We start from the raw sequence: 22,586 nt of genomic DNA, 5'->3' as shown, positions 1-22,586 counted from the left end.
GTTGCCTCAAGATGTTTTTTCCAGGCGGGCAACGGCCGGGAGGGGCTGAGGCGTATTAGGAGGCGTGAAATCGGACAGACAGCCGTGAGCGGCGTGGAGCACGACTTCGGCGCCTTCGTGGCCGCACGTGCCACGAGTCTGCTGCGGGTGGCCTATCTCGCCTGTGGCGACGAGACGGAGGCCGAGGACCTGCTGCAGACGGCGTTGGAGCGGACGTACAAGAACTGGGACCGGGTGCGCCACAGCAGCCCCGAGCCCTATGTGCGTCGCGTCATCATCAACGCGGCCATCAGCCGCGCCCGCCGCCGGGCCATCCTCAAGATCATCCCGATGTACAGCCCGCCGGAGACGTCGGCGCGGGCGACCGATCTCGACCTGCGCCATGTGCTCATGGAAGCGCTGCGCGCCCTGCCGCCCCGGCAGCGCGCGGTGGTCGTCCTGCGGTACTGGGAGGACTTCAGCGAGACGCAGACCGCTGAGGTGCTCGGATGCACGGTCGGCACGGTCAAGAGTCAGACGTCGAAGGCCATGGCCAAGCTCCGTTCGGCGCTCGGCCGGGAAACAGTGGAAGGAGTGGTCAGGAATGCCCGCGCTTGAGGACGAGATCCGCCGGCTCATGACGGACGAGACCGCACGGCTCCACGCCGCGCCCGACCTGGTGGAGCGGGTCATCCGCTCCTCGCGGGCGAAGCGGAGAAGGACCAAGGTCGCGGCGCTGGCCACGTCGGCGGCCGTGGTCGCCGCCGCGCCCCTCGGATACCTGACCGTCGGCTCCATGACCACGACCGCGCAGCAGCAGGAGCAGCCCACGATCTCCACGACGCTGGAGCCGCCCGCCATCGACGACACCCCGCCCGTGCCGTCCGACCCGCCGGACCTCGGAGACCTGGGCGACGGAATGGCGTTCGGGCATGTCAGGGTGGGTTACCTGCCCGAGCGGCTGAAGTGGTCTCGTTGGTCGGTGGACTTCGGCGACAAATACTCGACCTCGTACAACTACGAGAGCGACACGGACGGCACCTACCGCGTACAGATCTACATGTACGAGGAGGCGACCGTCGAGGAGGTCGACACCCGCATCCAGCAGTACCGCGACGAGGACGACGGGGAGGAGGTGGCCGTCGGCGACCGGACCGCCTACCTGGTCGTCCAGAACGTCGGCGAGGACGGCATGAAGGGCACCCCGACGATCTTCCTGAAAATGGGCGACAAGCAGTGGGCCGAGATCATGTTCAGCCCCGTGTACGCCAAGGAGTTCTCCGGCGAGCAGGCCGTCAGCGCCGAGCTGAAGAAGATCGCCGAGAGACTCACCTCGACCGGCCGGCCCTCGGGTGGGTGAGCACCTGGGCAGGATCTCCGGACCCTCCTGACCAACGCCGCGGCCCGTTCCCAGGGTTCATGCTGGTAGCGGGGCTTCTGTGGCTTGCCAGCCGGGTGGCTCAGCGCGTGTCGCCGTCGCACCCGTACAACGTCACCAGATGACGGGCCAGCTCCTCGGTCGTGACGTTCTCCACTCCCATCGCAGGCTCGTCGAGCACTTTGACGTCCATCCACGGCGGAAACGACGGACTGACCTTGGGAGCGGGCTCCGGCTCCGCCACCGCGTTCTCGGCGATCCACTTGTCGACCACGGCGGCCGCGTACGACGGCGAAAGCAGGCAGGACACCCCGATCGGCGCCGCCGCATGAACGGTCGGAACCGCGACCAGGGCCAACGCCGCCAGAACCACGGCGCGCGGGCGCAGGCGTTCCTCCCGATCCGGTTCGGTCATCGGCCCAGGATGCCCAACGTAGATCACGAACGCGACATGCCGGCGGCCCTCGCCGAGCGAGACGCGAAGGCCGCGAGAGCCGGCCGCCCCGGCGGCCAGGTGACCTGCCCGCTCGGATGGTCGATCACGAGCCTGCCCTGGCCCGCCCGTCTCAGCGCGCCGGCATCGGCGGCTCGGCCGCCGGTGGGAGGGCCGCGGCGATGCAGTCGAGGACGCGCTGGAGCCCGTACCGGAACTGGTCGTGGCGGCTCAGGTGCGGCTGGCGAGCCTCCATCACGATCTTGGTGAAGATCGGGTAGTCCCCGCTCCTCACCAGCCGGTCGATGTACGGATGGCTCCGCGCCATCCACTCCGGCTCGCTGAGCCCGCTGCGGCGGAACTCCTCGGCCGAGCTGATCTCCTCGCGGACGGTGCCCTCGACGTAGCTGTTCAGCAGGGTCGTGAGGCCGAGGTTCTCGTCGATGGAGACGAAGGCGTCGAGCACTCCCATCAGCCGTTCGATCAGGAGCAACTGGTTGGGGCCGAAGCTGGGGAGTGACCGCTGCACGGCGGCGATCCACGGGTGCCTCAGCCACATGGCCCGCAGCCCGTCGGCGTAGCGGCTCAGGTCGGCGCGCCAGTCGCCCGAGGGCATGCCCGTGACGTCGATCTCGCCCATCAGCCGGTCGGCCATGAGCTCGACCAGGTCGTCGCGGCTCGGGACGTACCGGTAGAGGGACATCGCGCCGGCGCCGATCTCGGCGGCGATCCGCCGCATGGTGGCGGCCTCCAGCCCCTCGGCGTCGGCGATCCGGATCGCCGCCTCGGTGATCTGCGCGCGGCTGTAGACCGGCTTCGGGCCGCGGGCGGGGCGCTCGGGCCGCATCCAGATGTTGACGTACTCGGCGTCGGCCACCGTCGCCTCCTCCCAGTTGCGTACATGGTACCCAGTAATTTAACCTGACCCGCAACCGCGTACAACGTACCCAGTGGAGGAGTCATGCCTGATCCGATCGTGATCGCCGAAGGGCTGCACAAGTCCTTCGGCGACACCCATGCACTACGAGGGCTGGACCTGAGTGTCCCGAGAGGAACGGTCTGCGGCCTGCTGGGCCCCAACGGCGCGGGCAAGACGACCGCGGTGCGCATCCTGGCGACCTTGTCCGACCCCGACGCCGGGCACGCCCGCATCGCCGGACACGACGTCGTCCGCGAGGCCGGCAAGGTGCGCGAGCGGATCGGGCTCGCGGGCCAGTACGCCGCCGTGGACGAGAAGCTCACCGGCCGTGGCAACCTGCGCATGTTCGGGCGCCTGTCCCACCTGTCCCGGCGCGAGGCGTACCGGCGGGCCGACGAGCTGCTCGAACGCTTCGGTCTGATGGACGCCGCCGACCGGCAGGTCACCGGCTACTCCGGCGGCATGCGGCGCCGCCTCGACCTGATCACCAGCCTCATCCTGCGCCCCGAGGTGCTCTTCCTGGACGAGCCGACCACCGGCCTGGACCCGCGCAGCCGCGGCGAGATCTGGGACAACGTCCGCGAGCTGGTGGCGGACGGCACCACCGTGCTGCTCACCACGCAGTACCTGGACGAGGCCGACCAACTGGCCGACGACATCGCCGTCGTCGACCACGGACAGGTGATCGCCACGGGCACACCCGACGAGCTGAAGGCCACGATCGGCGACCGCCTCGACGTCACCCTCGAAGACCCTGCCGCGCTGCCTGCGGCGATGACCGTCCTGAACACCCTTACCGGCACCGACCCCACACCGGCGGGCGCCGACGGGCTCAGCGTCGTCCTGCCCGACGGCGGGCTCCGGCTCGCCGGCGTCGTGCGCGAACTCGACCGCGCCGGAGTCGCCGCCGCCGACGTGCGGCTGCGCCGGCCCACCCTCGACGAGGTGTTCCTGCGCCTCACCGACCGCAAGGAGCCCGTCCGATGACCGACCTCGCCTCACCACTGGGCCGCCTGCGCTGGACGTTCGCCGACGGGCTGACCCTGGTCGGCCGCGAACTCGGACGGCTACGGCAGGAACCTGGGCAGATCATCGCCGCGCTGGTCTTCCCGGTCATCATGGTGGTGCTGTTCGGGTACGTCTTCGGCAGCGCGATCCAGGTGCCGGACGGCGGCGACTACCGCGCGTACCTCATGCCCGGCCTGTTCGCGATGGTGACCTTCTCCGCGTGGTTGGGGGTCATGACCCGGATGGCCTCCGACGCCTCCCGCGGTGTGATGGACCGGTTCCGCTCCATGCCGATGGCGCGCTTGGCGGTGCCGTTCGGGCAGACCGGCGCCGACCTGCTGACCGGCCTGCTGATGCTGGCCATCATGGTGGGCGCGGGCCTGCTGGTGGGCTGGCAGCCGCACCGCGGCCTGATCCCCACGGCCCAGGCGTTCCTGCTGATGATCGTGCTGCGGTACGCGCTGAGCTGGGTGGGCGTCTATGTGGGCCTGGCGGTGAAGAACGACCAGGTCGCGGACGCGATGGTGCCGCTGGGCCTGCCGTTCACGATGTTGTCGAACGCGTTCGTCCCGACCGACGGCATGCCGGGCTGGCTCCGCTTCCTGGCCGACTGGAACCCGGTCAGCGCCCTCACCACCGCCTCACGGGAGCTGTTCGGCAACCCCGGCGCTCCGTCCGGAGACGTGGCCTGGCCACTCGCACATCCGGCAACCGCCGTCCTGCTCTGGTCGGCCGCACTGCTGGCCATCTTCGTCCCACTGTCGCTCCGCGCCTACATGCGCAGAGGCCGCTGACCGCTCCGGGAGAGCCGGCCGATGAGAGTGGCAGCAAGCTCAGGCACGGTTTCGAAGGCTTCCGCGGGCAGACCAAGCGGCGTTGTGTCGAGCATCAGCACGATCCGCGTACCAACGTGATCTAGGTGAATTCGCGCCGGGCAAGAACTAGATCCTGTCGTGGCAGCAGCGCAGCCTGGTTCTGGCCCTCTTCCTTTAGGCCTATCGAACCACGCGACTTCAACCGGGCATTCGAGAGCCGTTGCCGTCGAGCGGGCGTCCCGCGCACCCGAGACCCGCAGGGCACTCGACCGGCTTGACTGCCGAATCAGACGGTTAAACCTCGGCGGCGTTGCTGTACAACGCTGCTGTACGGCACGAAAAAGGCCCTCTGGGATGTTCCCAAGAGGGCCTTCGAGCTGGAGCGCGGCCGACAGGAGTCGAACCCGTAACCTTCTGATCCGTAGTGGGAATTTGATCGTCCACAGACGTCCACCCTGCTCGTGAATGCCTCCTCGGACAGGAGGGAGAAAGCCGGCCAGTCCACCGCCGTCCAAGGTCATCCGAAGCCGTCGTTAGCACTCCCGTTAGCAAGATTGGTGCTCAGCCCTCGTCCTTCGATGGCAAGTGGACCCGTACCCACAAGGCCGCCAGGCCGAGGAACGGAAGCCACGCGGCAGGCTGACCTTCCGCTTTTCAGACGGACCGATCCACCTGCTCGGCTGATCACCACGCTGGTCAGACGCGTGTGGACAGTAGCTTGGGTGCTTCGGCGTGTGGGGACGTTGCTGTCAGCCCTGCTGTCACCTTGGCCAGAGACACCCGATGGCAAGGCCCGACGTAGGAGGGCCGCGGCAGCCGATCGCCCCAGCCATCTACGGGGAGGTCCGAAGTCGGCGATCGTCACGGCCTCCGCCGCAAAACACTTCATTGCGGTGAACTCACGATGGTCCAGGGGCGCCCAGATGAAGTGGCGATGCATACTCGATGCCACCTTGACATCGGACACTGTCCACCGACGCCCGTGATCGTCCAGGACCGTTGTTAGCACCTCTGTCAGCAACATCGGGCCTCAGCCCTCATGCCCGGCGCGCAGGGCCGCCAGGCCCGAGCGCCGGAAGCGGCTCGGCAGCATGCCCCCTGTCGCTTTGATAAGCCGAGAGCCATAAACCGGTTTCTACAATTAGGACTGCAGTTTATCCGGGCGAGAGTTTCGCCATATGCTCTCAAACTGATCCACCCAATAAGGATACCATCGCGACCCGTCCATACGCCCAATCTCTAGATGCATCCGAGAAATGTCCGAGTCATTGCGATACCCGTGAAATTCTACAATAACGCGACCGTCGGCATCGTTTGGATTAATCGCAAAGATACTAAACCCTGGATTGAAAGAGAAGAGTTTGAATTCAAAAGCACCCGCCCCCTCCCGAGCTCGCATGGCACGTAAGCGAGATATCGTCGACGCGAGTGAGGGTGCCAGTTGTTGTGTAGAGAACTCTCTATTGTCATCTAATTGCCGACTGGCGATCCTAATTCCGTCTTCGCAATTCGGATCCAGTACAATAATTCGAACGATTGCCCCTGCTCGCTTAAGAACATGAGTCTGCAGTAGCGCGCAATTGTCAGGTGACAAAATATTGATCCCCGAGGGAGCGAAGAGCCACACTTCGCGCGCATTGCTTAATCTCATTCTTACAGGAAGCGCATCAAATGCGGTCCGATCCGCAGCGAGGTCGTCTATAAAAAATCGCTGACGAGTCGGCGTGATCGTACGGTAGACGAGTAGTCCGACTCCGGAAAAAAGTACTGCCCATCGCGCATTGATGGGAATGAAATCGCCAAATATAGAGGCCAAAGCGAAGAGTGCGCAGACCAAAAGAACAACATAGGCGTCAACATGACGGCCCTGCCGAATGTCCTTGAGAAACTTCCGTAGCACAAATTTCAGCTTTTGCTGCCCCCTTTCATGGATGCGATGATGCCTCTCAGGGCTAGAGTTCATCATTCACTCAGCGACGATCGAAACGAACGAGCCTGCTGCTCATAACTCCGACGATCTCTAGAAAGCTCCGGATCCATGATCGTTTGTTCCGCTTCACGCATTCGTGCCAGCGCGTCATCCAGTACGGATACATCATGAGCGCGTCGCGCTAGAGCCACGCCAACATCTGCATATATACGATAACTCTGGCGATCTTGACTGTTCCTATTTATGCAGGCGAGCGCGAGTGTCCGAGCTGTATGAAGCATAGCAATGCGATCTTCATCAAGGATACCGCGCGTATACTCAGCCCGTGCCATGGCCAGCCGGACACCATATCGGTCGATCACATGGTCTTGACCAATACTCTCCTTGGCGAGCTGTATCTCCTGCGCCGCCTTGTCGATCTCATTCGCGTCTAGGAACTTACGAACCAGTCGTCGCCTTGGGGTACGTTCCGCTGGCAGCATTCGAATAATCTGGCGTAGCAGAATAATTTGATCTTCTGGGTTTGGCAGTCGCTCAATACCCCATTCTGTTGTACAGATTGACCGCGCAGTTTCAAGTTCCAGCCATACTGACGGGTTGATCCCATCAATCAACCGCCGCAAGAGCTGGAGCAGCTCTCCAGGATCGGAAAACTTGTAAGTGGCTATAACGGCCGCAATAACATCATGACGGGTAGACCATCCGTAGAGGCCGCTATGAGGTTCAATATCATATTCTTCGACTATGCCGTCGAGAAGGGCCAGCATAGCGCTCAAACTGCCGGCGTCTACCCCGAGCAGCTTGAGAATCAGCTGGCGATGTACCCTGCAGCCCATAGCTTGTAAAACAGCCACATGCCTATAGATATCCTGTTCGCGTTCACTCAGCTCTGCAAATTCCTTCAAGAGGATATCGTCGAGCTGCTCGCTTCCAAAGATGTTCTTTAGGCACACATACATCTCCGCATGACAGCGGTCACGCAGCCTTCGAATGCGTTGATGACGCGGGAGCAGAGCAAATCTCTGTTCAACAAGGCGTCGGATCTTCGGTTGTCTCTCGACCAGATTAACAAGTTGCTCTAGGTCCGACTCTGTCAAGCGTGACAGGCGCTCCTCTATACCTTTACTAAAGAAGACCGGCGACTTGGTATGCGACTTCCACTGATGACTATTAGCAGTCAAGATGAGTCTTAAGTGAGGCTGCTCAGTATTCCCGAGATGTTCTGCTAGCTTGTTTAGCGTACTAAGTCTCTGAACGCAATCGTCTACAAGTAGGAAGGCCTGGCGTCCGGCCTGCCTTAGGCCGCTCTCGACTGCAATCCAAGAATCAGCATCAAACAGGTACGGGCCTGAATGCTCCCAGCACTGGACGCCTGCTTTATGGCGATTGAATAGCAAGCTTCGTGCGAGTGACGTCTTTCCTACTCCGGCCGTCCCGGTTAAAATTAGACAGACTTTCGATCTATCTTCCAACATCTTTAGAAGTCGCGCTTCCATACCTCGCTTAATCGTAAGGTCGGCCGCTATATCGCCGTATGTTGCCGGAGAACCGTTGAAGAGACGGACCTCGTCGGCCGCGAATTGTGATGCACGCGATACTTCGATAGTGACCGTTGCCAAAGCAGGAGGCAGCTTATCCGCTTCGATTGAAGTTGACGAATGAACTAAGCGTGAACTATCAGGGTTAATGGTGAGTAGATTATGAAGTAGATCTTCGAAGGACCCCGACGCGACCAAGAAACCCTTTTGCTCAAATAGCAATGCTCGATCAGGGTCATTTTCATAGGTGAGAAGTAGGACCTTTCCGGATGCGCCTTGATCCGCTAGCTTAGCCACTTCCTTAGCCATTTCGCGAAGATGAAGATCGCGAAGTGATTGCCCCACAATGAGAGTGTCCGACGTTGCCATGTCAAACTGTAAGGCGCGAAATAGAGCACCCCTGTACTCTTGCAACTCTCCGTAGTCTCGCTCCGTCAGAAGAAGCCGCGCCTTATGCCCGTCTACAATATCCTGTCTGATGCAACCATGAATTTTGTACAACGTTACTATTTTAGCTCTGTCAATGGACTCGAAGTCATAATTTGATCGGATCACATTCAGGTCTACAGTCGCGGACTGATAGCTCCGCTCAACCAACTGATCAAAGTTAGTTGTATAGATTGCCCGCCAAGGAAGGCTTGGTAGAGCTGCAAGCGCGCCCGACGGCTCTAAACCCAAAAGTCGTCTACGAATAGACTTAACAAGTTCTTTTCGGCCCCGTCGATTCTCGTAGATCCCACAGATCTCAGAGAGATCGTCGCCGGAAGGTGGCGGGTCCAACTCTGCGGCGAGTGTTCGGGACAACTCAGCTCCTGTCGGAGCACCGGATGTTACCGAGACGCCGGCGCCAAGCAAGAGGGTGGTCCGCAGCGGGTCCAACTGCTTCGCCATATCGGAAAGGCTGAGCAAGCAAACCTCCTCGTGGTTGCTGCCAGCAGGGGAGAGATCACTATACGACACATTCTGGAAGCATGTCATCCTCTCCCCAAGTGGGTTCTTGAGAACGGTTTGATATCAGTGATCATCTAGGGCAGCTTGTCACCATATAAGAGGTGAAATCCGAATACTGCTGCAGTGATTACTGAGGAAGGAGTGGCCTATGACCGGTTTAATGACTTTGTAATAGGTCTTTATGGCTGCTATCGCCGCGCGTGGGACGGCCCGGTCGCGACCGGCCGAAGAGCCGCAGCGCGACCGGGCCATGCCTCGCGCTGCGGCTCGCCGCAGGCGGGCCGGTTGAGTCGGCATGAGGCGCGGTGTCGGGATTGCCCTCGGTCCGTTTCCTCATGCCGCTCGCCGAACCCGCCGTGCGCCTTTCAACGCAACGGGCTCTCCACGGTCTCTGCCGTCAGGTGGTCCCGGGGACCCAGGGGTTGCCGATCGTGTTGCCTCGGTAGCGGTATCTCGTGATCGGGATGGCCGCTGTCCGTTTCCACTCGATCTCGCCTGCCGCGATGGGCCGCCATTGCCCGCTGGGCATGACGTAGCGGCGGCGGATGTCCCTCCACTTCCAGCGGTGCCGGACCATGAGCATCCGGATCAGCCTGCACCAGGTGAAGTGGTCCAGGCTGTCGAAGGTGCGCTGGGCCACGGCATGCTGGAAGTAGGCCGCCCAGCCGTGGGTGATCTGATTGATCCTCCGCAGCAGTTTGGCCAGGTCGTGTTGTGACGTTCTGGGCGTCAGGGCACGGACCTTCGCGCGCACGGAGCGGATGGCCGCGTGTGAGACGAAGGTGTAGAGGTACCACTGGCTCGTTCCGTGCTTGCGGCTCCACTGGAGGCGAAACCCCAAGAAGTCGATCGCCTCGCTGAGGTGTCTGACCTGGGTCTTGGACGGTGACAGCCGTAACCCGAGCCGGGCCAGGACCTCGGCGACTTCCTCGCGCAGTGCGTGGACGTCGTCGCCGGTGCCGTGCACGAGGATGACGAAGTCGTCGGCGTAGCGGACGAGTCGCCAGTTCGGCAGGCCTTTGCGGCGGCGATGGACACGTCGGGCGGGGGTGCTCATCGTGCCGTCCTGCTGCCAGGGCCGGTGCAGGTGCTCATCGAGCGCGTGCATGGCGATGTTGAACAGCAGGGGCGACAAGATGCCGCCCTGCGGCGTACCGGCGTGAGACTTGCGCAAGGAGCCGAGTTCGGTGAGAACTCCCGCCTTGAGGAAGGCTTTGACCAGTGCCAGGACGCGTTTGTCCTTCACCCGCGTGCGCACGCGGTCCATCAGGGCCACGTGGTCGAGGTTGTCGAAGGCCGCTTCGATGTCCGCATCCAGCACCCAGCGGTAGGCCCGGGTGCCGAAGTAGTGAATCTCCGCGATCGCGTCGTGGGCTCGCCGCCGGGGTCGGAACCCGTAGGAGACCGGCAGGAAGTCGGCCTCGAAGATGGGCTCCAGCACCAGTTTCACGGCTGCCTGGACGACCCGGTCGGTCACCGTGGGGATGCCCAGGCGACGCATCTTTCCGCTGCCGCCTGGCTTGGGAATCAGACGTTCCCGCACCGGCAGCGGACGAAACGAGCCCGTTTTGAGCTGGGCTCGCAGATCGGCCAGGAAGCCGTCGACCCCCACATGTTCCTCCACGTCGGCGACGGTCAGCCCGTCGATGCCGGGAGTATGGGAGCCGGTGTTGCCCGCGACCCGCTCGAACGCCGCAAGCAGCGTCGCCGGGTCGTGCACGAGGTTGAACAGATCGTCAAACCGGCGGCCGGGATCGGCCACCGCCCAACGGTGAAGCTTGGCCTGCATCTCCGATACCTTCCGGCGCGGACCCACCGGGATCGCCTCCGGCCAGGCGCCGCCATTCGGTGGCGCGTCTTTCGGCATTGCAGCCTCCTCCCTTCTCGATACCGCTGCCGCCCTTGGCCATGTGGCCGGCTTTCCCGGCCTCGGACTACTACGGCGGCTCCGCCCCATCCGGCCCGTTCGACGGTCGGTGCGTCTATCCCGGCGTCGGGGCTGGCTGCCCGCGCGCCGGGAGATGCGACCGGATGGTTCCCGTGTTCACACCGATTCGCTGGGTGGAGGAGGAGCCCGGCTCTATCCCAGCGGCCTCGCCATGGGTACGCCGCAGACCTTCCCCGTGGCCTCCCGGAGCCGTTCAAGGGGCCGTCTCCGGAAGTTCCCGCCGCTCAAGCACACGACGGGACGCACCGCGCCCGGCCCATATCCACCAGATTTGAGCCGGTCCTACGTGTTGAAGGACGTAATGACGCCGGTTCCTCGCGTACTCCTTTCCACCTCGCTCGCCGGACCCACACCATCTGGCAGTACTGGCCCGTCCCGGCTTTGTCAGGGCTGCTCTCGCCATCCCCGGCACCACCCGGTTAGGCTGCCCTCAGCTTCCCCGCCCTGCTGCGACAGGACGAAGGAGAAGGTCTTTCACCTCCTCACGAACCGGTGCGCCGCACGGCGCACCCTTGATGACGTACAGATATTTGGCTTTCTGAGCTAGACCGACTTGGTGATCTTGAGCTCGGTGACCGGTCAGCCTATCCAGGGCTTGGCGCTTGCCCAGACGCTTTCGAGGCTGTCGAGGTAGGTTGTCGCTGCTGCGGATGGTCCGAGGATTCGCAGGTGGATGACCGGGGCTTGGGCTGCGGGTGTGCCATAGGCGTGGGCGTTGATCAGTAGGTCGTCGTCTGCGCGGTAGATCGAGTTGTACAGCACGGTCTGGTGGGTGCGGATCTCGACGTTGTTGACGCCGGAGAGGTGGCCGTACAGGACGAGGGCGTTCCTCGTGCGTGCGGCCATGACCTCCGGCCCGAGGCCCTCATCGACGCCTCGTGTGGCCACCTGGGAAGCGCCGGGGTCACCGAGAAGGATCCGCGTCCTGACCCCTGCGCGGGCTCGGTCGGCAATCACGTGGAGGAGGCCGGTGTCTTCGGCAAGGAAGAGGCCGCTGTAGGTGAGAATGTCGATCCTGTGCGTGGCTGACTGGAGGAGCTGCCGCCAGGCGGTCTGGGGAACGGCCCAGCGGTGTGGATACACCGCCTGTACCTCGTCGGGGATGGTGCGGTGTTGTTCGGCCAGGTGGGGCCAGAGGTCGGCTTCGTCGAGGTGGAGGAGGTCGGCGACGGCCCAGCGGTGGCGGGGGTGTGGGGTGCGGCCGGCGAGCCAGCGGGCGACGGTCTTGGGGTCGACGGCCAGATGTGCGGCCACATCGACCGGTTGGAGGCGGGCGTTGTTCAGGGCCTGGCGCAAATGGTCGTTCATGGGGCGCACCTCCCGTAGGGGCCGGGCGTTCTGCCTGGGAAGTTAACACGAGACGTCCCTAGACGTCCCTGAGTTGCGGTGTAAAGGTTCCCGACTGCGGGCGAACCTCGATGTACCGACCGTAACGACGAAGGGACAGAACGGTCATGAGCAGTATCAAGGAGCGTCAACGGGCGTACGAGGAGACATTGCTCGCCGCACTACGCAACGACCTAGCGGACAGAGACATACCCGCCGTCTTCCTGATCGAGGACGACGGCCGTCCCGGCGTCGAAGTGCTCGACGCCGCCGATCGGGCTCGCCGCGTCTACGTCCATCTGCAGTTCCGGTGGTTCTACTGGGGCGACCAACTCGACGAGCGCATCTCCTGCCTGCAACTCCCCACTGCGGTTGAGCGGGTTCAGCAGGCCGCCCAGACCGGATGGCGGGAGGAGGAGCAGGGGGAACTGAGCTTCAACCTGGACAAGCTCGTCCAGGCGTACCGGCTCTGAGACATCCAGGAACTGTGTCCAGGTGGCTGACCGGTTGGCGGGTCTACACGCTGCTCGTCGACCGACTTCGAGAACGGATCAACATGACCACGTATCCGGTGGGTTCGATGCTGCCGTCTGAGGCGGCGTTGTGCGCGGAGTTCGGTATCGCGCGCAACACGGTACGACGGGCGATGGCGGTGCTGGAGGAGGAAGGGCTGATTCAGACGATTCCCTCGAAGGGCCGGCTGGTTCTCGGCGGCGGCATGGCCAAGAAGGACCCGTATCTGTATCAGGCCATCGCAGGGGGGCTGCGGGAGCAGATCGAGAAGGGTGAGCTGGCGCCGGGTAGTGCCGTGCCCAGTGAGCTGGTGCTGCGGCGGGCTCACGGGGTCTCGCGGAGCACGGTCCGGCAGGCGTTCGCGGTGCTGGAGGCCGAAGGGCTGATCGTGGCCGAGCATGGGCGCGGGCGGTTCGTGCGAGGTGAGACGTCCTAGGACGTCCTGCGGGGCTGGCTGGCTCGGTCCGGGCGGCGTGTGCCTATCGTGGGCCGTGTGGGACAAGCTGAATGGGCTCATGACCTCGCCAAAGACCTGCTGGAGACGACGCTGCCACGGCGCTGGGCGCACACCCAAGGTGTAGCCGCCCGCGCCGTGTCGCTCGCCCCCATCCTTGGCGACGAGGCCGACACCCTGACCGCCGCCGCCTACCTGCACGACATCGGATACGCACCCAGCCTGGTCGCGACGGGCTTTCACCCGCTCGACGGCGCACGTTATCTGCGCGATGTGTACCGGGCCGACGACACACTCTGCCGCCTGGTGGCGCATCATTCGTGCGCGGTCAACGAGGCGCTCGAACGTTCTCTGTTCGCCGAGTTGACCACGGAGTTCGACGAGGAGCGTCCCGAGCTGGTGGAGGCGCTCACCTACTGCGACATGACCACCGGCCCGGACGGGACCCCTCTCACGGCGACTGAGCGGCTGGCGGAGATCCACTCGCGGTACGGGCCGGAACACCTGGTCTCCCGGTCGATCACCGCATCAACACCGTGCATCCTCGCCGCGGTTCGCTCTGTGGAGGCGGCCTTGAGCGCTCGGGCATGATGGGTGGATGCGTCTCCCGGGTCCGTCAGATCCTCAGATGAGCAAGCTGGCTCATCGCTACGTGCATCCCGGTAAGGACGACGTCCGCCGTTATCTCAAGCTGCTGCACGGGAACTTCCTGGCGCTGCCTGAGCCGGTGTTCCGCTCGTTTGCCGGATCACTGGCCAAGGATGCGCGGGAGATCACGGACGATGATCTACGAGTCTTGCTGGACAGCGAGTGGCGTGCACGGCTGACGGCAGCCTGGCTGATCGGCATGGATCGGCGCACCCAGCATCGCGAGCAGCTCGGCGAGTTGCTCTTGGAGAGCGAACTCGTCTACGCCGGTCAGGGGTATTGCTTCGCGCTGGCTCGCTTCGGCGAGAGGCGAGACGCGGAGATACTCACGGCTTACCTGCACCGGTGGCTCCCAGAGACAAACTGCAGATATAACCAGGACACCGCGATGGGGGCTCTCCTCCATCTGGATGAGGTGCATTCGGCCGAACGCGCGGCTCGCTTCCTCGGTCCCGGCGGGCTCTGGGAGCGCTCGGCCCTGGCCGGCGAGAATCCGGTAAGGCACAAGCAGCACATGCAGCTGCTCTGTGAGTTTGCCAGCAGCTGCATGGGAGCCGGTCTTGCTCAATGGCTCCCGAAGAGACGGCAGTTCCTGGACTCAGCCGATGTAGGGCAGGCCGGTCCCGGCTAGGAAGTGCTCGATCCGCATCCTCATCGACCTGTCCATCTGCAACTCGGCGACTTGGTTGCGGCGGACCCAGCGGACCTCGCGGGACTCGCTGCTCGGCGTCGGCTCGCCGCTCACCGGGCGAGCGGTGAGAACGATGGAGAACTCCTGGCGGGCTTCGCCGTTGGAGGTGTAGAGGATCACGTGCCGGGGGTCGCTGTAGGTGCCGGACAGGCCGGTGATCTCGCAGACGATGCCGGTCTCTTCGAGCGTCTCGCGTACGGCGGCCTGCGGGATGGACTCGCCCAGGTCGATCGCGCCGCCGGGGACGGCCCAGTTGTCATTGTCGGTGCGGCGGATCATCAGCAGGTCGCCGGCCGGGTTGGTGACGATGACGTTGACGGAGGGCACCAGGCTGTTGGGCGCGGGTGCTTCGGGGTCGTCGTAGTAGTCGATCCGCTTGGCCATGGTCACGACTCTAGGGGCCTTGCGCCGTCCCAGACGCGTTCGAAACTGGTGGCGTAGGTGCTGACCATGTCGCCGCCGATCACCTTGCGGAGGTGGAAGACGGGTGCGTTGCCGGCGGGGACGCCGTAGACGTGGGTGTTGACGAGGAACTGGTCGTCGGCGCGGTAGATCGAGTTGTACAGCACGGTCGAGTGCAGGCGGAACTCGACGTCGGAGCGTTCGCGCAGTGAACGGTACAGGACGAGGACGTTGCGGATCTTGAAGGCCATGCCGTCGTCGATGCCCTCGTCCTTGCCGCGCTGGGCCACCTCGGCGGAGTCGGGGTCGCCGAGCAGGATGCGTACCCGTACGCCCGCTTCGGCTTTCTCGCCGAACATGCGTAGCAGTCCGGCGTCGTCGGCGAGGAACAGGCCGCTGTAGACGAGCACGCCGATCTCTTCGGAGGCTGCGGCGAACAGTCGTCCCCACACGTCCCGGGGGACGGCCCAGCGGTGCGGGTAGACGGTGACGATCTCCGACTCCGACGCTGAGGCGACCTGGTCGCGGGTGAGGGCTTCGGGCCAGAGGTAGGTTTCCTCGGTATCGAGGTACGAAGCCACCGCAAAGCGGTGCTTTCGGTACGGCGCGCGGGACTTGGTTACCCACCGTTCGACCGTTTTGGGGTCGACCGCTATGGCCTCTGCCAACTGGGCGATGCTCACGCCGCGCTGCAACAGGGTTGCGCGCAACCTCTCGTTCGCCATGTCACCTGCTCACAAGGGACGTCCGGGGACCTGCACATCGTAGGACGGACGTCTTGAACATGTCCCGTCGTGTAGTGATCTCGTCCTAACTCTCCGTCGCAATCTTGGTGTCGTAAGGCAACACCGGAGCGACCGAAAGGACAGGTGATCACCCATGACCGACCAGATCTACCCCGAGCCCGCCTGCGAATGCAGCGCCGACCTGGACGAGGGCCAGACCCGATGCCGCAAGTGCAGGGCACGGGACCGCTGGATCAAGAAGCAGGCGGCCAAGCGCCGGGAAGGCCTGCGGCGCGATGAGACCCGCCGTCCCCCGCGCGGCCCGCGCCGCGTCGCCATGGCGGGGGTGACGTGGACGTGATCGCGCTCATCATCGCCGGACTGCTCGGCACCGTGCTGCTGGTTGGCTACATCGCAGTCCTGGTCGGCATCCGCCGGGAGGACAAGGCGCTGAACCTGCGGCGTCGCCCGGACGGGGCCTCGGCGGTGCTGGCCCGGAAGGTTACCGGCTGCTACGTCCGGAACGGGGTGTCGTGGACGTAGCCAACTGCTCCTCGACCCGCGCCAGCCGTACCGACAACTCGTGTACGGCGGAGCGCAGCTCCGCCACCTCGCCGGCCATGTCGCCGGCGGGGGCACCCTCGGCGGAGTCGCTGACGAACACTCCCTTGCCCTGCTGGCCGATCACCAGCCCCTCGTTGCGCAGAATGCCGACGGCCATCTTGACCACGCTCAGCGAGGCGTCGTACTGGTCGGCGAGCTGGGCGGTGGAGGGCAGCGGGGTTCCGGGCGCGAGGGAGCCGCCGCGGATCTGCGCGCGGAGATCGTCGGCGATCTGCAGGTAGCCGGGGCGCCCGGTGTTCTTGACCATCACGTCCATCACACCACGAAACACCAACCAAGCCAACCGAGAAGACGTTGACAACTGAGCCAACTAGGTTAACTATGTTGGCTAGGACATCTAAGGAGGTCACCGCTCATGCGTTCCGTTCCGATCCCTGTGGACACCAGCAAGCTCGCCATCACCTGCGTCAAGGCTCCCCGCCCTCGGGTGCTCAACCGCGACACCGGCGAGATCAAGACCGACAAGAATGGCAATACCGTCTACGAGGTCACCGTGTCGGTTGAGGACGAGTTCGGCCGGATCGAACTCGTCAAGATCGGCATCACCGGCGAACCGCCCATCACCGTCGGCGACACCGTCAACCCGGTCGGCCTGCTCGGCTACGTCTGGGAGATCGCCGGCAAGTGGGGCATCGCCTACCGCGCCTCGGCGCTGCTGCCCGTCCGGGAGGCCGCCGATGCGTGACGCGCTGGATGTGCTCGCAGTCCTGGTCGCCACGGCGGCCGGGCTGTGGGCCTGGCGCCGCTGGCATCCCGCCTCGTTCTGGCTGGTGATCGGCTTCCCGCTCGCCGCCGTGTCGGTCCGCGCGTCCTGGCGGCGGGTCGCGCTCGGCTGCGGCCTGACCAAGAAGCGGCAACGCTGGTGGTTCACCACCGTGCCCGGCGCGATCGCCTCCACCGGCCTGGTCAAAGTCCGCCGCCGCTTCCAACGGGTCGCCGTCGACACCAAACCGTTCATGTGGCTCCCGCTGCCAACCCGGCACGGCTGGCGCGTCACCCTGCACACCCTGGAAGGCCAGACACCCGGCGACTACGCCGAAGCCGCCGAACAGCTCGCCCACTCCTGGGGCATACACGCCATCCGCGCCTCCTCACCCCGGCCCGGACGAGTCGTGCTCCAGGCGACCATCCGCGATCCACTCGTCAAGATCGATCAGCTCCCGGCTTCGGATGAGCTGCTCAAGGTCACCGTGGGACGGCTGGAGACCGGCCGACCTTGGACGATCGACTTCCGGACCGTGCCGCACTGGCTGAACGCGGGAGCCACCCAATCCGGCAAGTCCAACCTGGCCAACGCGCTCATTGTCGGCCTCGCGCCACAGCCCGTGGCGCTCGTGGGCTTCGACCTTAAGGGCGGCGTGGAGTTCACCCCGTACAGCCCGCGCCTGTCGGCCCTAGCAACCTGCCGTACGGAGTCCGTGACGCTGCTGGATGACCTGGTCGCCTTGATGATCGACCGCATGGGCTTGTGCCGTCAGGCCGGTGCCCGCAACCTCTGGCAACTCCCGCCTGGCATCCGCCCGGTGCCGGTCGTGGTGCTGGTGGACGAGTTGGCCGAGCTGTACCTGATGGCCGACAAGTCGGAGAAGGACGAGATCGCCAAAACCTCTACGGCGCTGCTACGGGTGGCACAGCTCGGGCGGGCGTTCGGCATCTACCTGTTCTGCTGCGGTCAGCGCATCGGCTCCGACCTCGGCCCCGGCGTCACCGCCCTGCGGGCGCAGTGCTCCGGCAGGGTCTGCCACCGCGTCAACGATCCCGAGACCGCCACCATGACCCTCGGCGACCTCGACCCCGCCGCGCTGGTCTCCGCCCGCGCCATCGCCGCCGAGACCCCCGGCGTGGCCATCGTCGCCGGACAGGACGGCCAGTGGTACCGCGCCCGCTCCTTCTACGTCACCGAGCAAGCCGCCGAACACGCCGCCCGCACCCACGCCCACCTCGCCCCACCTTGGGACGAGATCACCGCACACCTGCCCGACTACGACCCGTCCCACCTGCTCGACGCCTGAACCATGAAGGGAGGAACGATGCGACGCTTCACCTGCTGGCTGCTCGATACCGGCCCGGTCCTCGTCCTGGCCGCCATTGCGGGTGCCGGATCGTTCACCCACATCCGTGACACCGCCAGCCAGCACGGCCAGACCGGCTGGATGTCCTGGGCCGTCGCCGTCTGCATCGACCTGACCTGCGTCATGGCCGCCCGCGAACGCCAACGCGACAACAAGACCGGCAAAGGCCGGCGCGGCCCGCTCTCCTGGCCCGTCCTCGTCCTGTCCGGCGGCATCGTCCTGTCCCTGGCCGCCAACCTCGCCCAAGCCGCCCCAACCGTATGGGGCTGGATCACCGCCGCCACCCCGGCCGCCGCCTTCCTCATCGCCGTCTCGATGCTCGAACGCCGCGCCGCTCGTCCCGAACCGCCCGCCGCCGTGTCCTCACCCGTCCTGGCCTCGTCCCCGGTCCCTGAACTTGTCCCGCACGAGCACACCGACCATGACGACGCCCAGGACAGTGATCTCGCGCCCGCCCTTGTCGACTACGCCCGCCGCGTCGCTGACGAACACCACACCAAACACGGCAAGCCCATCACCCGCGATGCCCTACGCGCCTGCCTGGGCGTCTCCAACGAACTCGCCTCACACCTCATGCGCACTCTGCGCACCGCCTGACCCAGAAGGGAGACCACCGATGACGCGCAACCACCGCTCGGCACTCATCAACGGCCTGCTCGACCTGGCCGCGTTCCTGGAAGCCCACCCCGACCTACCCGTCTCCTCCAGCGTCACCCTGCACCACTTCCCCAAGCAGGACGACGACGCCGGCCTTCGCGCTGAGATCGACCAGATCGCCGCCCGCATCGGATCAGAGATCGATTTCGAGGACTCACCGTACGGCCACTACGCCACCTCGATCTTCTTCGGGCCGGTGGAATACCGCGCCGTCGCCGTCCTCGCCGCCGCCCGCGCCCGCCACGACGCCGAAGCCAGCTACTACGGCTGCATCCAGCCCGACCACACCTGAAGGAGGCCCGCCGTGCGCATCCGCCTTGACGGCACCCGCGCCGAAATCGTCGACGCCCTGTTCCGCCTGCGCCAGCACTTCACCGTGACCGGCGCCTCACGCCTCTACCCCGACCGGGGCAAGCCGCACCACTGGCGCATCTACCTCACCACCACCGCACGCGAACGGAAGTGACCACGTGCACGAGGTGATCCACCACCACTGCTGCTGCACCTGCAACGGCACCGGACTCAACACCGACCACAACCGCTGCCTCGACTGCGACGGCACCGGCATCGACAACCACGGCGCCTAAACAGCGCAGCGCCCCCGGCCTGGCCGCACATCCGCCAAGACACACGCCAGGTCGAGGGCCATCCCTTCACCCGAACGAGCGAAAGGAGGACACCATCTTGCCCACAACCCACGCCACCGCGCACGCCAAAGCGGGCATGATTGCCCGACTCAACCACCCCGACTACGACCGCTGGGCCACCCAAGTCCGCAACACCGGCGGCTGCCGCCAACCGATCCACCTGCGCGGCAAGGTCGACCACTACGACCAGGCCACCGGACAGCTCCTGCACAGCTACACCACCCGCCACGAACCCGACGGCATCCTGCGCCTGCCCTGCAAGACCCGCCGCGCCTCCCGCTGCCCGGCCTGCGCCGAGACCTACCGCGCCGACACCTACCAACTCATCCGTGCCGGACTGATCGGCGGCAAGGGCGTCCCGGAGACCGTCACCAGCCACCCGACCCTGTTCGTCACTTTCACCGCGCCGAGCTTTGGAACGGTCCACGCGCGCCGTGAGAAGAACGGCAAGGTCCACCCCTGCCACGCCCGCCGCAACGCGCCCACCTGCCCGCACGGGCGCACCATGTCCTGCACCGCCCGCCACGGCAAGGACGATCCGCGCATCGGCGAGCCGCTGTGCCCGGACTGCTACGACTACACCGGCTCCGTCCTATTCAACGCCCTGGCCCCGCTGCTGTGGAAACGCTTCGCCGACGCCGTACGCCGTCACCTCGCCAAACACGCCGGACTCCCGCTCAAAGAACTCCGCCACCACCTCACCCTCTCCTTCGTCAAAGTCGCCGAATACCAACGCCGAGGCGTCGTCCACTTCCACGCCGTCATCCGACTCGACAGCTCCGACGGACCAGCGTTCCCACCCCCGGCCTGGGCCACCACCGACGCCCTCACCCACGCCATCCAACACGCGACCAAAGCCGTCACCGCCACCGCCCCGGCCTACGAAGACCAGCCTGAGCGAGTCCTACGCTGGGGCGACCAGCTCGACGTCCGCCCCATCACCCTGGACGGCGACCTCACCGAACAAGCCGTAGCTGGCTACATCGCCAAGTACGCCACCAAAGCCGCCGAATGCGTCGGCACCCTCGACCGCCGCATCAACCCACTCGACAACCTCGACGCCTTCAACCTCCGCGACCACGCCCAACGCCTCATCGCCGCCTGCATGCACCTCGGCACCCTGCCGGATCTGGCCGAACTCCGGCTTGCCGACTGGGCCCACATGCTCGGCTTCCGCGGCCACTTCTCCACCCGCTCCCGCCGCTACTCCACCACCCTTGGCGAACTCCGAGCAGCCAGAGAGCGCTTCGTTCTCACAGAAGAGGTCACCCACGGACGCCTGCCCCTCTTCGACGAAGACACCATCCTCGTGATCAGCGAATGGGAGTACGCAGGCAAGGGCTATTCAGCGGGAGATCAACTCCTCGCCGCGGCTCTCACCAGAACACCGATGGCGATGCCGCAGCAAGCCGAAACGAACCGCCTATGACCCGGCTCCTTCTCACCGTGCCAGAAGCCGCTGAAGCTCTGGCCATCTCCCGCAGCAAGCTCTACCAACTGCTCGCCGTCGGCGCAGTCGACTCCATCCGCATCGACGGATCTCGCCGCATCCCCGTTGCGGCTCTCACGGACTACATCACTCACCTGACCAGGAAGGAGGCCGCCGTATGACCAAGACCCTCGTCGGTGCACCAGACGAGCAGCCTCGCAAGAGGAAGGCGCCAAAACTACGAGACGGTGTCATGAAGCGCGGCACCACCTGGTCCTACGTGATCAGGGTCCGAGACACCGAAACGGGGGAGAGCAAGCCTCGATGGGTAGGCGGCTTTGCCACCGAGGATGACGCCAAGGCCGCACGTGACGAAGCACGGGTCAAGGCCCGACGCGGTGAATACGTTGACCGCAACACGATCACCGTCCGCGAATACCTCGATGAGTGGATCGAGGCCCACGCCGTCGAGATCAAGCCTAAGACCCTCGCCGACTACCGGCACATCATTGACCGATACATCAAGCCCAATATCGGCACCCTGCGCCTACAGGCTGTTCGAGCCTCCACGATTACCAAGCTGTATCGGGATCTGCGGGCCGGCGGCGGCAAGAACGGACGACCGCTCTCCGCGCGCACGGTCGACTACGTCCACGCCGTGCTCCGGAAGGCATTCCGCGACGCCGTGAACGTCGATGAGATCCTGTCGTCCAGTCCGGTCGAGAAGGCCAAGCGCCCTCGTCGGGAGATCAGCGAGCCCGGCACAGTCTGGACCACGGACCAGCTCAAGACGTTCCTCCTGGCTGCTCGCGAGCACCGCCTCTGGCCCTTCTTTCACGTCGCGGCCTACACCGGTGCCCGGCGCGGCGAACTCCTGCACCTTCGCTGGTCTGACGTCGATCTCGATGGCAAGCAGATCACCATCCGCGGCTCGGCCTCGTTCATCGACGGTAAGCGGGTCGAGGGCACCACCAAGAGCGGCCGTAAGCGCGTTGTGAGCCTCGACGCGCGTACGTTGCAGGTCTTCCGTACACAGCGCTCCCAGCAAGCCGCAGACAAGCTCCAGCTCGGTCCTGAGTGGCGCGGTGCGGGCGATCACGTGTTCACCACCGGATGGGGTGAGCCCGTTCACCCCGACACGCTCAGTTCGCTCTTCCCGATCCTGACCAAGCGATACAACCAGGCAAACCGCGGCACGCCGTTGCCACGCGCACGGCTGCACGACCTACGCCACATCCACGCGACGACTCTGCTCCTGGCGGGCGTCCCGGTCCATGTCGTCGCCGCCCGTCTTGGCCACGCTGACCCGTCGATCACCCTCCGGGTCTACGCCCACGTGATCCGCGCCGCCGAGGCATCAGCCGCCGACATCTTCGCCGAAGCGATTGGCGAGTGAGGAGAAACCCGTGTTAGCAGGGGTGTTAGCAAGATCCCAAGATTGTCCTGACAAACACAAAGGCCCGCTCCAGAGAATCCCTGGTAGCGGGCCTTCAGCATGT

General features: G+C 65.0%; 26 protein-coding genes. 18 read left to right on the top strand and 8 right to left on the bottom strand.

Annotated features, from left to right (window positions below; all coding sequences use genetic code 11):
• Nucleotides 1–84 precede the first annotated feature (84 nt).
• Both AB0I15_RS22600 and AB0I15_RS22595 read left to right on the top strand, forming a co-directional pair.
• Nucleotides 85–597, top strand: coding sequence for a SigE family RNA polymerase sigma factor (locus AB0I15_RS22600; RefSeq protein ID WP_358098626.1), 513 nt, complete (start codon nt 85–87; stop codon nt 595–597).
• On the top strand, nt 584–1,339 hold the full coding sequence (locus AB0I15_RS22595) for a hypothetical protein (protein ID WP_358098623.1): 756 nt from the start codon (nt 584–586) through the stop codon (nt 1,337–1,339). Before AB0I15_RS22600 ends, AB0I15_RS22595 begins: the two co-directional genes overlap by 14 nt.
• Before the next feature lie 100 nt (nt 1,340–1,439).
• Here the strand turns inward: AB0I15_RS22595 and AB0I15_RS22590 are convergent, their stop codons facing one another.
• Both AB0I15_RS22590 and AB0I15_RS22585 read right to left on the bottom strand, forming a co-directional pair.
• A complete protein-coding gene (locus tag AB0I15_RS22590) occupies nt 1,440–1,772 on the bottom strand; it encodes a hypothetical protein (RefSeq protein WP_358098620.1) in 333 nt (110 codons plus the stop codon).
• A gap of 151 nt (nt 1,773–1,923) precedes the next feature.
• On the bottom strand, nt 1,924–2,667 hold the full coding sequence (locus AB0I15_RS22585; protein ID WP_358098617.1) for a TetR/AcrR family transcriptional regulator: 744 nt from the start codon (nt 2,665–2,667) through the stop codon (nt 1,924–1,926).
• A gap of 84 nt (nt 2,668–2,751) precedes the next feature.
• Between AB0I15_RS22585 and AB0I15_RS22580 the strand changes: the two genes are divergently transcribed.
• Complete coding sequence (locus AB0I15_RS22580) at nt 2,752–3,696, top strand: ATP-binding cassette domain-containing protein (RefSeq protein WP_358098614.1); 945 nt, start codon at nt 2,752–2,754, stop codon at nt 3,694–3,696.
• Nucleotides 3,693–4,511 carry an ABC transporter permease gene (locus AB0I15_RS22575; protein ID WP_358098611.1) on the top strand — a complete coding sequence of 273 codons (819 nt, stop codon included), beginning with the start codon at nt 3,693–3,695 and terminating at the stop codon, nt 4,509–4,511. The genes AB0I15_RS22580 and AB0I15_RS22575 overlap by 4 nt, the downstream gene beginning before the upstream one ends.
• Before the next feature lie 1,983 nt (nt 4,512–6,494).
• Here AB0I15_RS22575 and AB0I15_RS22570 read toward each other — a convergent pair.
• The 3 genes from AB0I15_RS22570 to AB0I15_RS22560 form a co-directional block, all read right to left on the bottom strand.
• The gene (locus tag AB0I15_RS22570; protein ID WP_358098608.1) at nt 6,495–8,891 is read right to left on the bottom strand and encodes an SIR2 family protein; all 2,397 of its coding nucleotides are present in this window, start codon (nt 8,889–8,891) and stop codon (nt 6,495–6,497) included.
• A 457-nt stretch (nt 8,892–9,348) separates the two neighbouring features.
• Nucleotides 9,349–10,818, bottom strand: coding sequence for a group II intron reverse transcriptase/maturase (ltrA, locus tag AB0I15_RS22565; RefSeq protein ID WP_358098605.1), 1,470 nt, complete (start codon nt 10,816–10,818; stop codon nt 9,349–9,351).
• 660 nt (nt 10,819–11,478) lie between these two features.
• Entirely contained in the window at nt 11,479–12,207 is a 729-nt protein-coding gene (locus AB0I15_RS22560; RefSeq protein WP_358098602.1) for an XRE family transcriptional regulator, read from the bottom strand.
• A 146-nt stretch (nt 12,208–12,353) separates the two neighbouring features.
• Between AB0I15_RS22560 and AB0I15_RS22555 the strand changes: the two genes are divergently transcribed.
• From AB0I15_RS22555 to AB0I15_RS22540, 4 genes are read left to right on the top strand one after another with little or no spacing between them, the layout of a single operon-like run.
• A complete protein-coding gene (locus tag AB0I15_RS22555) occupies nt 12,354–12,698 on the top strand; it encodes a hypothetical protein (RefSeq protein ID WP_358098599.1) in 345 nt (114 codons plus the stop codon).
• A gap of 14 nt (nt 12,699–12,712) precedes the next feature.
• Nucleotides 12,713–13,174 carry a winged helix-turn-helix domain-containing protein gene (locus AB0I15_RS22550; protein WP_358098596.1) on the top strand — a complete coding sequence of 154 codons (462 nt, stop codon included), beginning with the start codon at nt 12,713–12,715 and terminating at the stop codon, nt 13,172–13,174.
• A gap of 57 nt (nt 13,175–13,231) precedes the next feature.
• Complete coding sequence (locus tag AB0I15_RS22545) at nt 13,232–13,783, top strand: HD domain-containing protein (RefSeq protein ID WP_358098593.1); 552 nt, start codon at nt 13,232–13,234, stop codon at nt 13,781–13,783.
• A 37-nt stretch (nt 13,784–13,820) separates the two neighbouring features.
• Nucleotides 13,821–14,471: a DUF6000 family protein gene (locus AB0I15_RS22540; RefSeq protein ID WP_358098590.1), complete on the top strand. Its 651-nt coding sequence runs from the start codon at nt 13,821–13,823 to the stop codon at nt 14,469–14,471.
• On the opposite strand, the gene AB0I15_RS22535 is transcribed toward AB0I15_RS22540, so the two are convergent.
• Together AB0I15_RS22535 and AB0I15_RS22530 are read right to left on the bottom strand one after the other, a co-directional pair.
• Nucleotides 14,439–14,915, bottom strand: coding sequence for an NUDIX domain-containing protein (locus AB0I15_RS22535; protein ID WP_358098587.1), 477 nt, complete (start codon nt 14,913–14,915; stop codon nt 14,439–14,441). The genes AB0I15_RS22540 and AB0I15_RS22535 overlap by 33 nt on opposite strands.
• 2 nt (nt 14,916–14,917) lie before the next feature.
• Nucleotides 14,918–15,658: a helix-turn-helix transcriptional regulator gene (locus tag AB0I15_RS22530; protein WP_358098584.1), complete on the bottom strand. Its 741-nt coding sequence runs from the start codon at nt 15,656–15,658 to the stop codon at nt 14,918–14,920.
• Between the two features lie 154 nt (nt 15,659–15,812).
• On the opposite strand from AB0I15_RS22530, the gene AB0I15_RS22525 reads away from it, so the two are divergent.
• On the top strand, nt 15,813–16,019 hold the full coding sequence (locus AB0I15_RS22525; RefSeq protein ID WP_358098581.1) for a hypothetical protein: 207 nt from the start codon (nt 15,813–15,815) through the stop codon (nt 16,017–16,019).
• A complete protein-coding gene (locus AB0I15_RS22520; protein ID WP_358098578.1) occupies nt 16,010–16,201 on the top strand; it encodes a hypothetical protein in 192 nt (63 codons plus the stop codon). Before AB0I15_RS22525 ends, AB0I15_RS22520 begins: the two co-directional genes overlap by 10 nt.
• On the opposite strand, the gene AB0I15_RS22515 is transcribed toward AB0I15_RS22520, so the two are convergent.
• Complete coding sequence (locus AB0I15_RS22515; protein WP_358098575.1) at nt 16,161–16,538, bottom strand: GntR family transcriptional regulator; 378 nt, start codon at nt 16,536–16,538, stop codon at nt 16,161–16,163. The two genes, AB0I15_RS22520 and AB0I15_RS22515, sit on opposite strands and share 41 nt — an antisense overlap.
• 99 nt (nt 16,539–16,637) lie before the next feature.
• Between AB0I15_RS22515 and AB0I15_RS22510 the strand changes: the two genes are divergently transcribed.
• The 8 genes from AB0I15_RS22510 to AB0I15_RS22475 all read left to right on the top strand — a co-directional run bounded on the left by AB0I15_RS22510 (nt 16,638) and on the right by AB0I15_RS22475 (nt 22,483).
• A complete protein-coding gene (locus tag AB0I15_RS22510; RefSeq protein WP_358098572.1) occupies nt 16,638–16,967 on the top strand; it encodes a hypothetical protein in 330 nt (109 codons plus the stop codon).
• Nucleotides 16,960–18,294 carry an FtsK/SpoIIIE domain-containing protein gene (locus tag AB0I15_RS22505; protein ID WP_358098569.1) on the top strand — a complete coding sequence of 445 codons (1,335 nt, stop codon included), beginning with the start codon at nt 16,960–16,962 and terminating at the stop codon, nt 18,292–18,294. The genes AB0I15_RS22510 and AB0I15_RS22505 overlap by 8 nt, the downstream gene beginning before the upstream one ends.
• An 18-nt stretch (nt 18,295–18,312) precedes the next feature.
• Nucleotides 18,313–18,951 (top strand): DUF2637 domain-containing protein, encoded by a 639-nt coding sequence (locus tag AB0I15_RS22500; protein ID WP_358098566.1) that lies wholly within the window; start codon nt 18,313–18,315, stop codon nt 18,949–18,951.
• Nucleotides 18,952–18,970: 19 nt separating this feature from the next.
• A complete protein-coding gene (locus tag AB0I15_RS22495) occupies nt 18,971–19,303 on the top strand; it encodes a hypothetical protein (RefSeq protein ID WP_358098563.1) in 333 nt (110 codons plus the stop codon).
• A 12-nt stretch (nt 19,304–19,315) separates the two neighbouring features.
• Complete coding sequence (locus AB0I15_RS22490) at nt 19,316–19,477, top strand: DUF3970 family protein (RefSeq protein WP_358098560.1); 162 nt, start codon at nt 19,316–19,318, stop codon at nt 19,475–19,477.
• Between the two features lie 218 nt (nt 19,478–19,695).
• Nucleotides 19,696–21,087 carry a replication initiator gene (locus AB0I15_RS22485; RefSeq protein WP_358098558.1) on the top strand — a complete coding sequence of 464 codons (1,392 nt, stop codon included), beginning with the start codon at nt 19,696–19,698 and terminating at the stop codon, nt 21,085–21,087.
• Nucleotides 21,084–21,269: a helix-turn-helix domain-containing protein gene (locus AB0I15_RS22480; protein ID WP_358098556.1), complete on the top strand. Its 186-nt coding sequence runs from the start codon at nt 21,084–21,086 to the stop codon at nt 21,267–21,269. Before AB0I15_RS22485 ends, AB0I15_RS22480 begins: the two co-directional genes overlap by 4 nt.
• Nucleotides 21,266–22,483 (top strand): site-specific integrase, encoded by a 1,218-nt coding sequence (locus tag AB0I15_RS22475; RefSeq protein ID WP_358098553.1) that lies wholly within the window; start codon nt 21,266–21,268, stop codon nt 22,481–22,483. The genes AB0I15_RS22480 and AB0I15_RS22475 overlap by 4 nt, the downstream gene beginning before the upstream one ends.
• Nucleotides 22,484–22,586 lie beyond the last annotated feature (103 nt).

Origin of the sequence: Nonomuraea sp. NPDC050643 (genome assembly GCF_040654715.1) — a bacterium.
Taxonomy (GTDB): domain Bacteria; phylum Actinomycetota; class Actinomycetes; order Streptosporangiales; family Streptosporangiaceae; genus Nonomuraea.
The sequence above is the reverse complement of the archived record's forward strand: the minus strand, read 5'-3'. Positions and strand labels throughout refer to the sequence as shown.

Bases quoted from the DNA above. Each gene is read 5' to 3' on its own strand.
- AB0I15_RS22595 (WP_358098623.1), top strand. From the start codon at position 584: ATGCCCGCGCTTGAGGACGAGATCCGCCGGCTCATGACGGACGAGACC.
- AB0I15_RS22590 (WP_358098620.1), bottom strand. From the start codon at position 1,772: ATGACCGAACCGGATCGGGAGGAACGCCTGCGCCCGCGCGCCGTGGTT.
- AB0I15_RS22580 (WP_358098614.1), top strand. From the start codon at position 2,752: ATGCCTGATCCGATCGTGATCGCCGAAGGGCTGCACAAGTCCTTCGGC.
- AB0I15_RS22575 (WP_358098611.1), top strand. From the start codon at position 3,693: ATGACCGACCTCGCCTCACCACTGGGCCGCCTGCGCTGGACGTTCGCC.
- AB0I15_RS22570 (WP_358098608.1), bottom strand. From the start codon at position 8,891: ATGGCGAAGCAGTTGGACCCGCTGCGGACCACCCTCTTGCTTGGCGCC.
- ltrA (WP_358098605.1), bottom strand. From the start codon at position 10,818: ATGCCGAAAGACGCGCCACCGAATGGCGGCGCCTGGCCGGAGGCGATC.
- AB0I15_RS22560 (WP_358098602.1), bottom strand. From the start codon at position 12,207: ATGAACGACCATTTGCGCCAGGCCCTGAACAACGCCCGCCTCCAACCG.
- AB0I15_RS22555 (WP_358098599.1), top strand. From the start codon at position 12,354: ATGAGCAGTATCAAGGAGCGTCAACGGGCGTACGAGGAGACATTGCTC.
- AB0I15_RS22540 (WP_358098590.1), top strand. From the start codon at position 13,821: ATGAGCAAGCTGGCTCATCGCTACGTGCATCCCGGTAAGGACGACGTC.
- AB0I15_RS22535 (WP_358098587.1), bottom strand. From the start codon at position 14,915: ATGGCCAAGCGGATCGACTACTACGACGACCCCGAAGCACCCGCGCCC.
- AB0I15_RS22530 (WP_358098584.1), bottom strand. From the start codon at position 15,658: ATGGCGAACGAGAGGTTGCGCGCAACCCTGTTGCAGCGCGGCGTGAGC.
- AB0I15_RS22525 (WP_358098581.1), top strand. From the start codon at position 15,813: ATGACCGACCAGATCTACCCCGAGCCCGCCTGCGAATGCAGCGCCGAC.
- AB0I15_RS22515 (WP_358098575.1), bottom strand. From the start codon at position 16,538: ATGGACGTGATGGTCAAGAACACCGGGCGCCCCGGCTACCTGCAGATC.
- AB0I15_RS22510 (WP_358098572.1), top strand. From the start codon at position 16,638: ATGCGTTCCGTTCCGATCCCTGTGGACACCAGCAAGCTCGCCATCACC.
- AB0I15_RS22505 (WP_358098569.1), top strand. From the start codon at position 16,960: ATGCGTGACGCGCTGGATGTGCTCGCAGTCCTGGTCGCCACGGCGGCC.
- AB0I15_RS22500 (WP_358098566.1), top strand. From the start codon at position 18,313: ATGCGACGCTTCACCTGCTGGCTGCTCGATACCGGCCCGGTCCTCGTC.
- AB0I15_RS22495 (WP_358098563.1), top strand. From the start codon at position 18,971: ATGACGCGCAACCACCGCTCGGCACTCATCAACGGCCTGCTCGACCTG.
- AB0I15_RS22480 (WP_358098556.1), top strand. From the start codon at position 21,084: ATGACCCGGCTCCTTCTCACCGTGCCAGAAGCCGCTGAAGCTCTGGCC.
- AB0I15_RS22475 (WP_358098553.1), top strand. From the start codon at position 21,266: ATGACCAAGACCCTCGTCGGTGCACCAGACGAGCAGCCTCGCAAGAGG.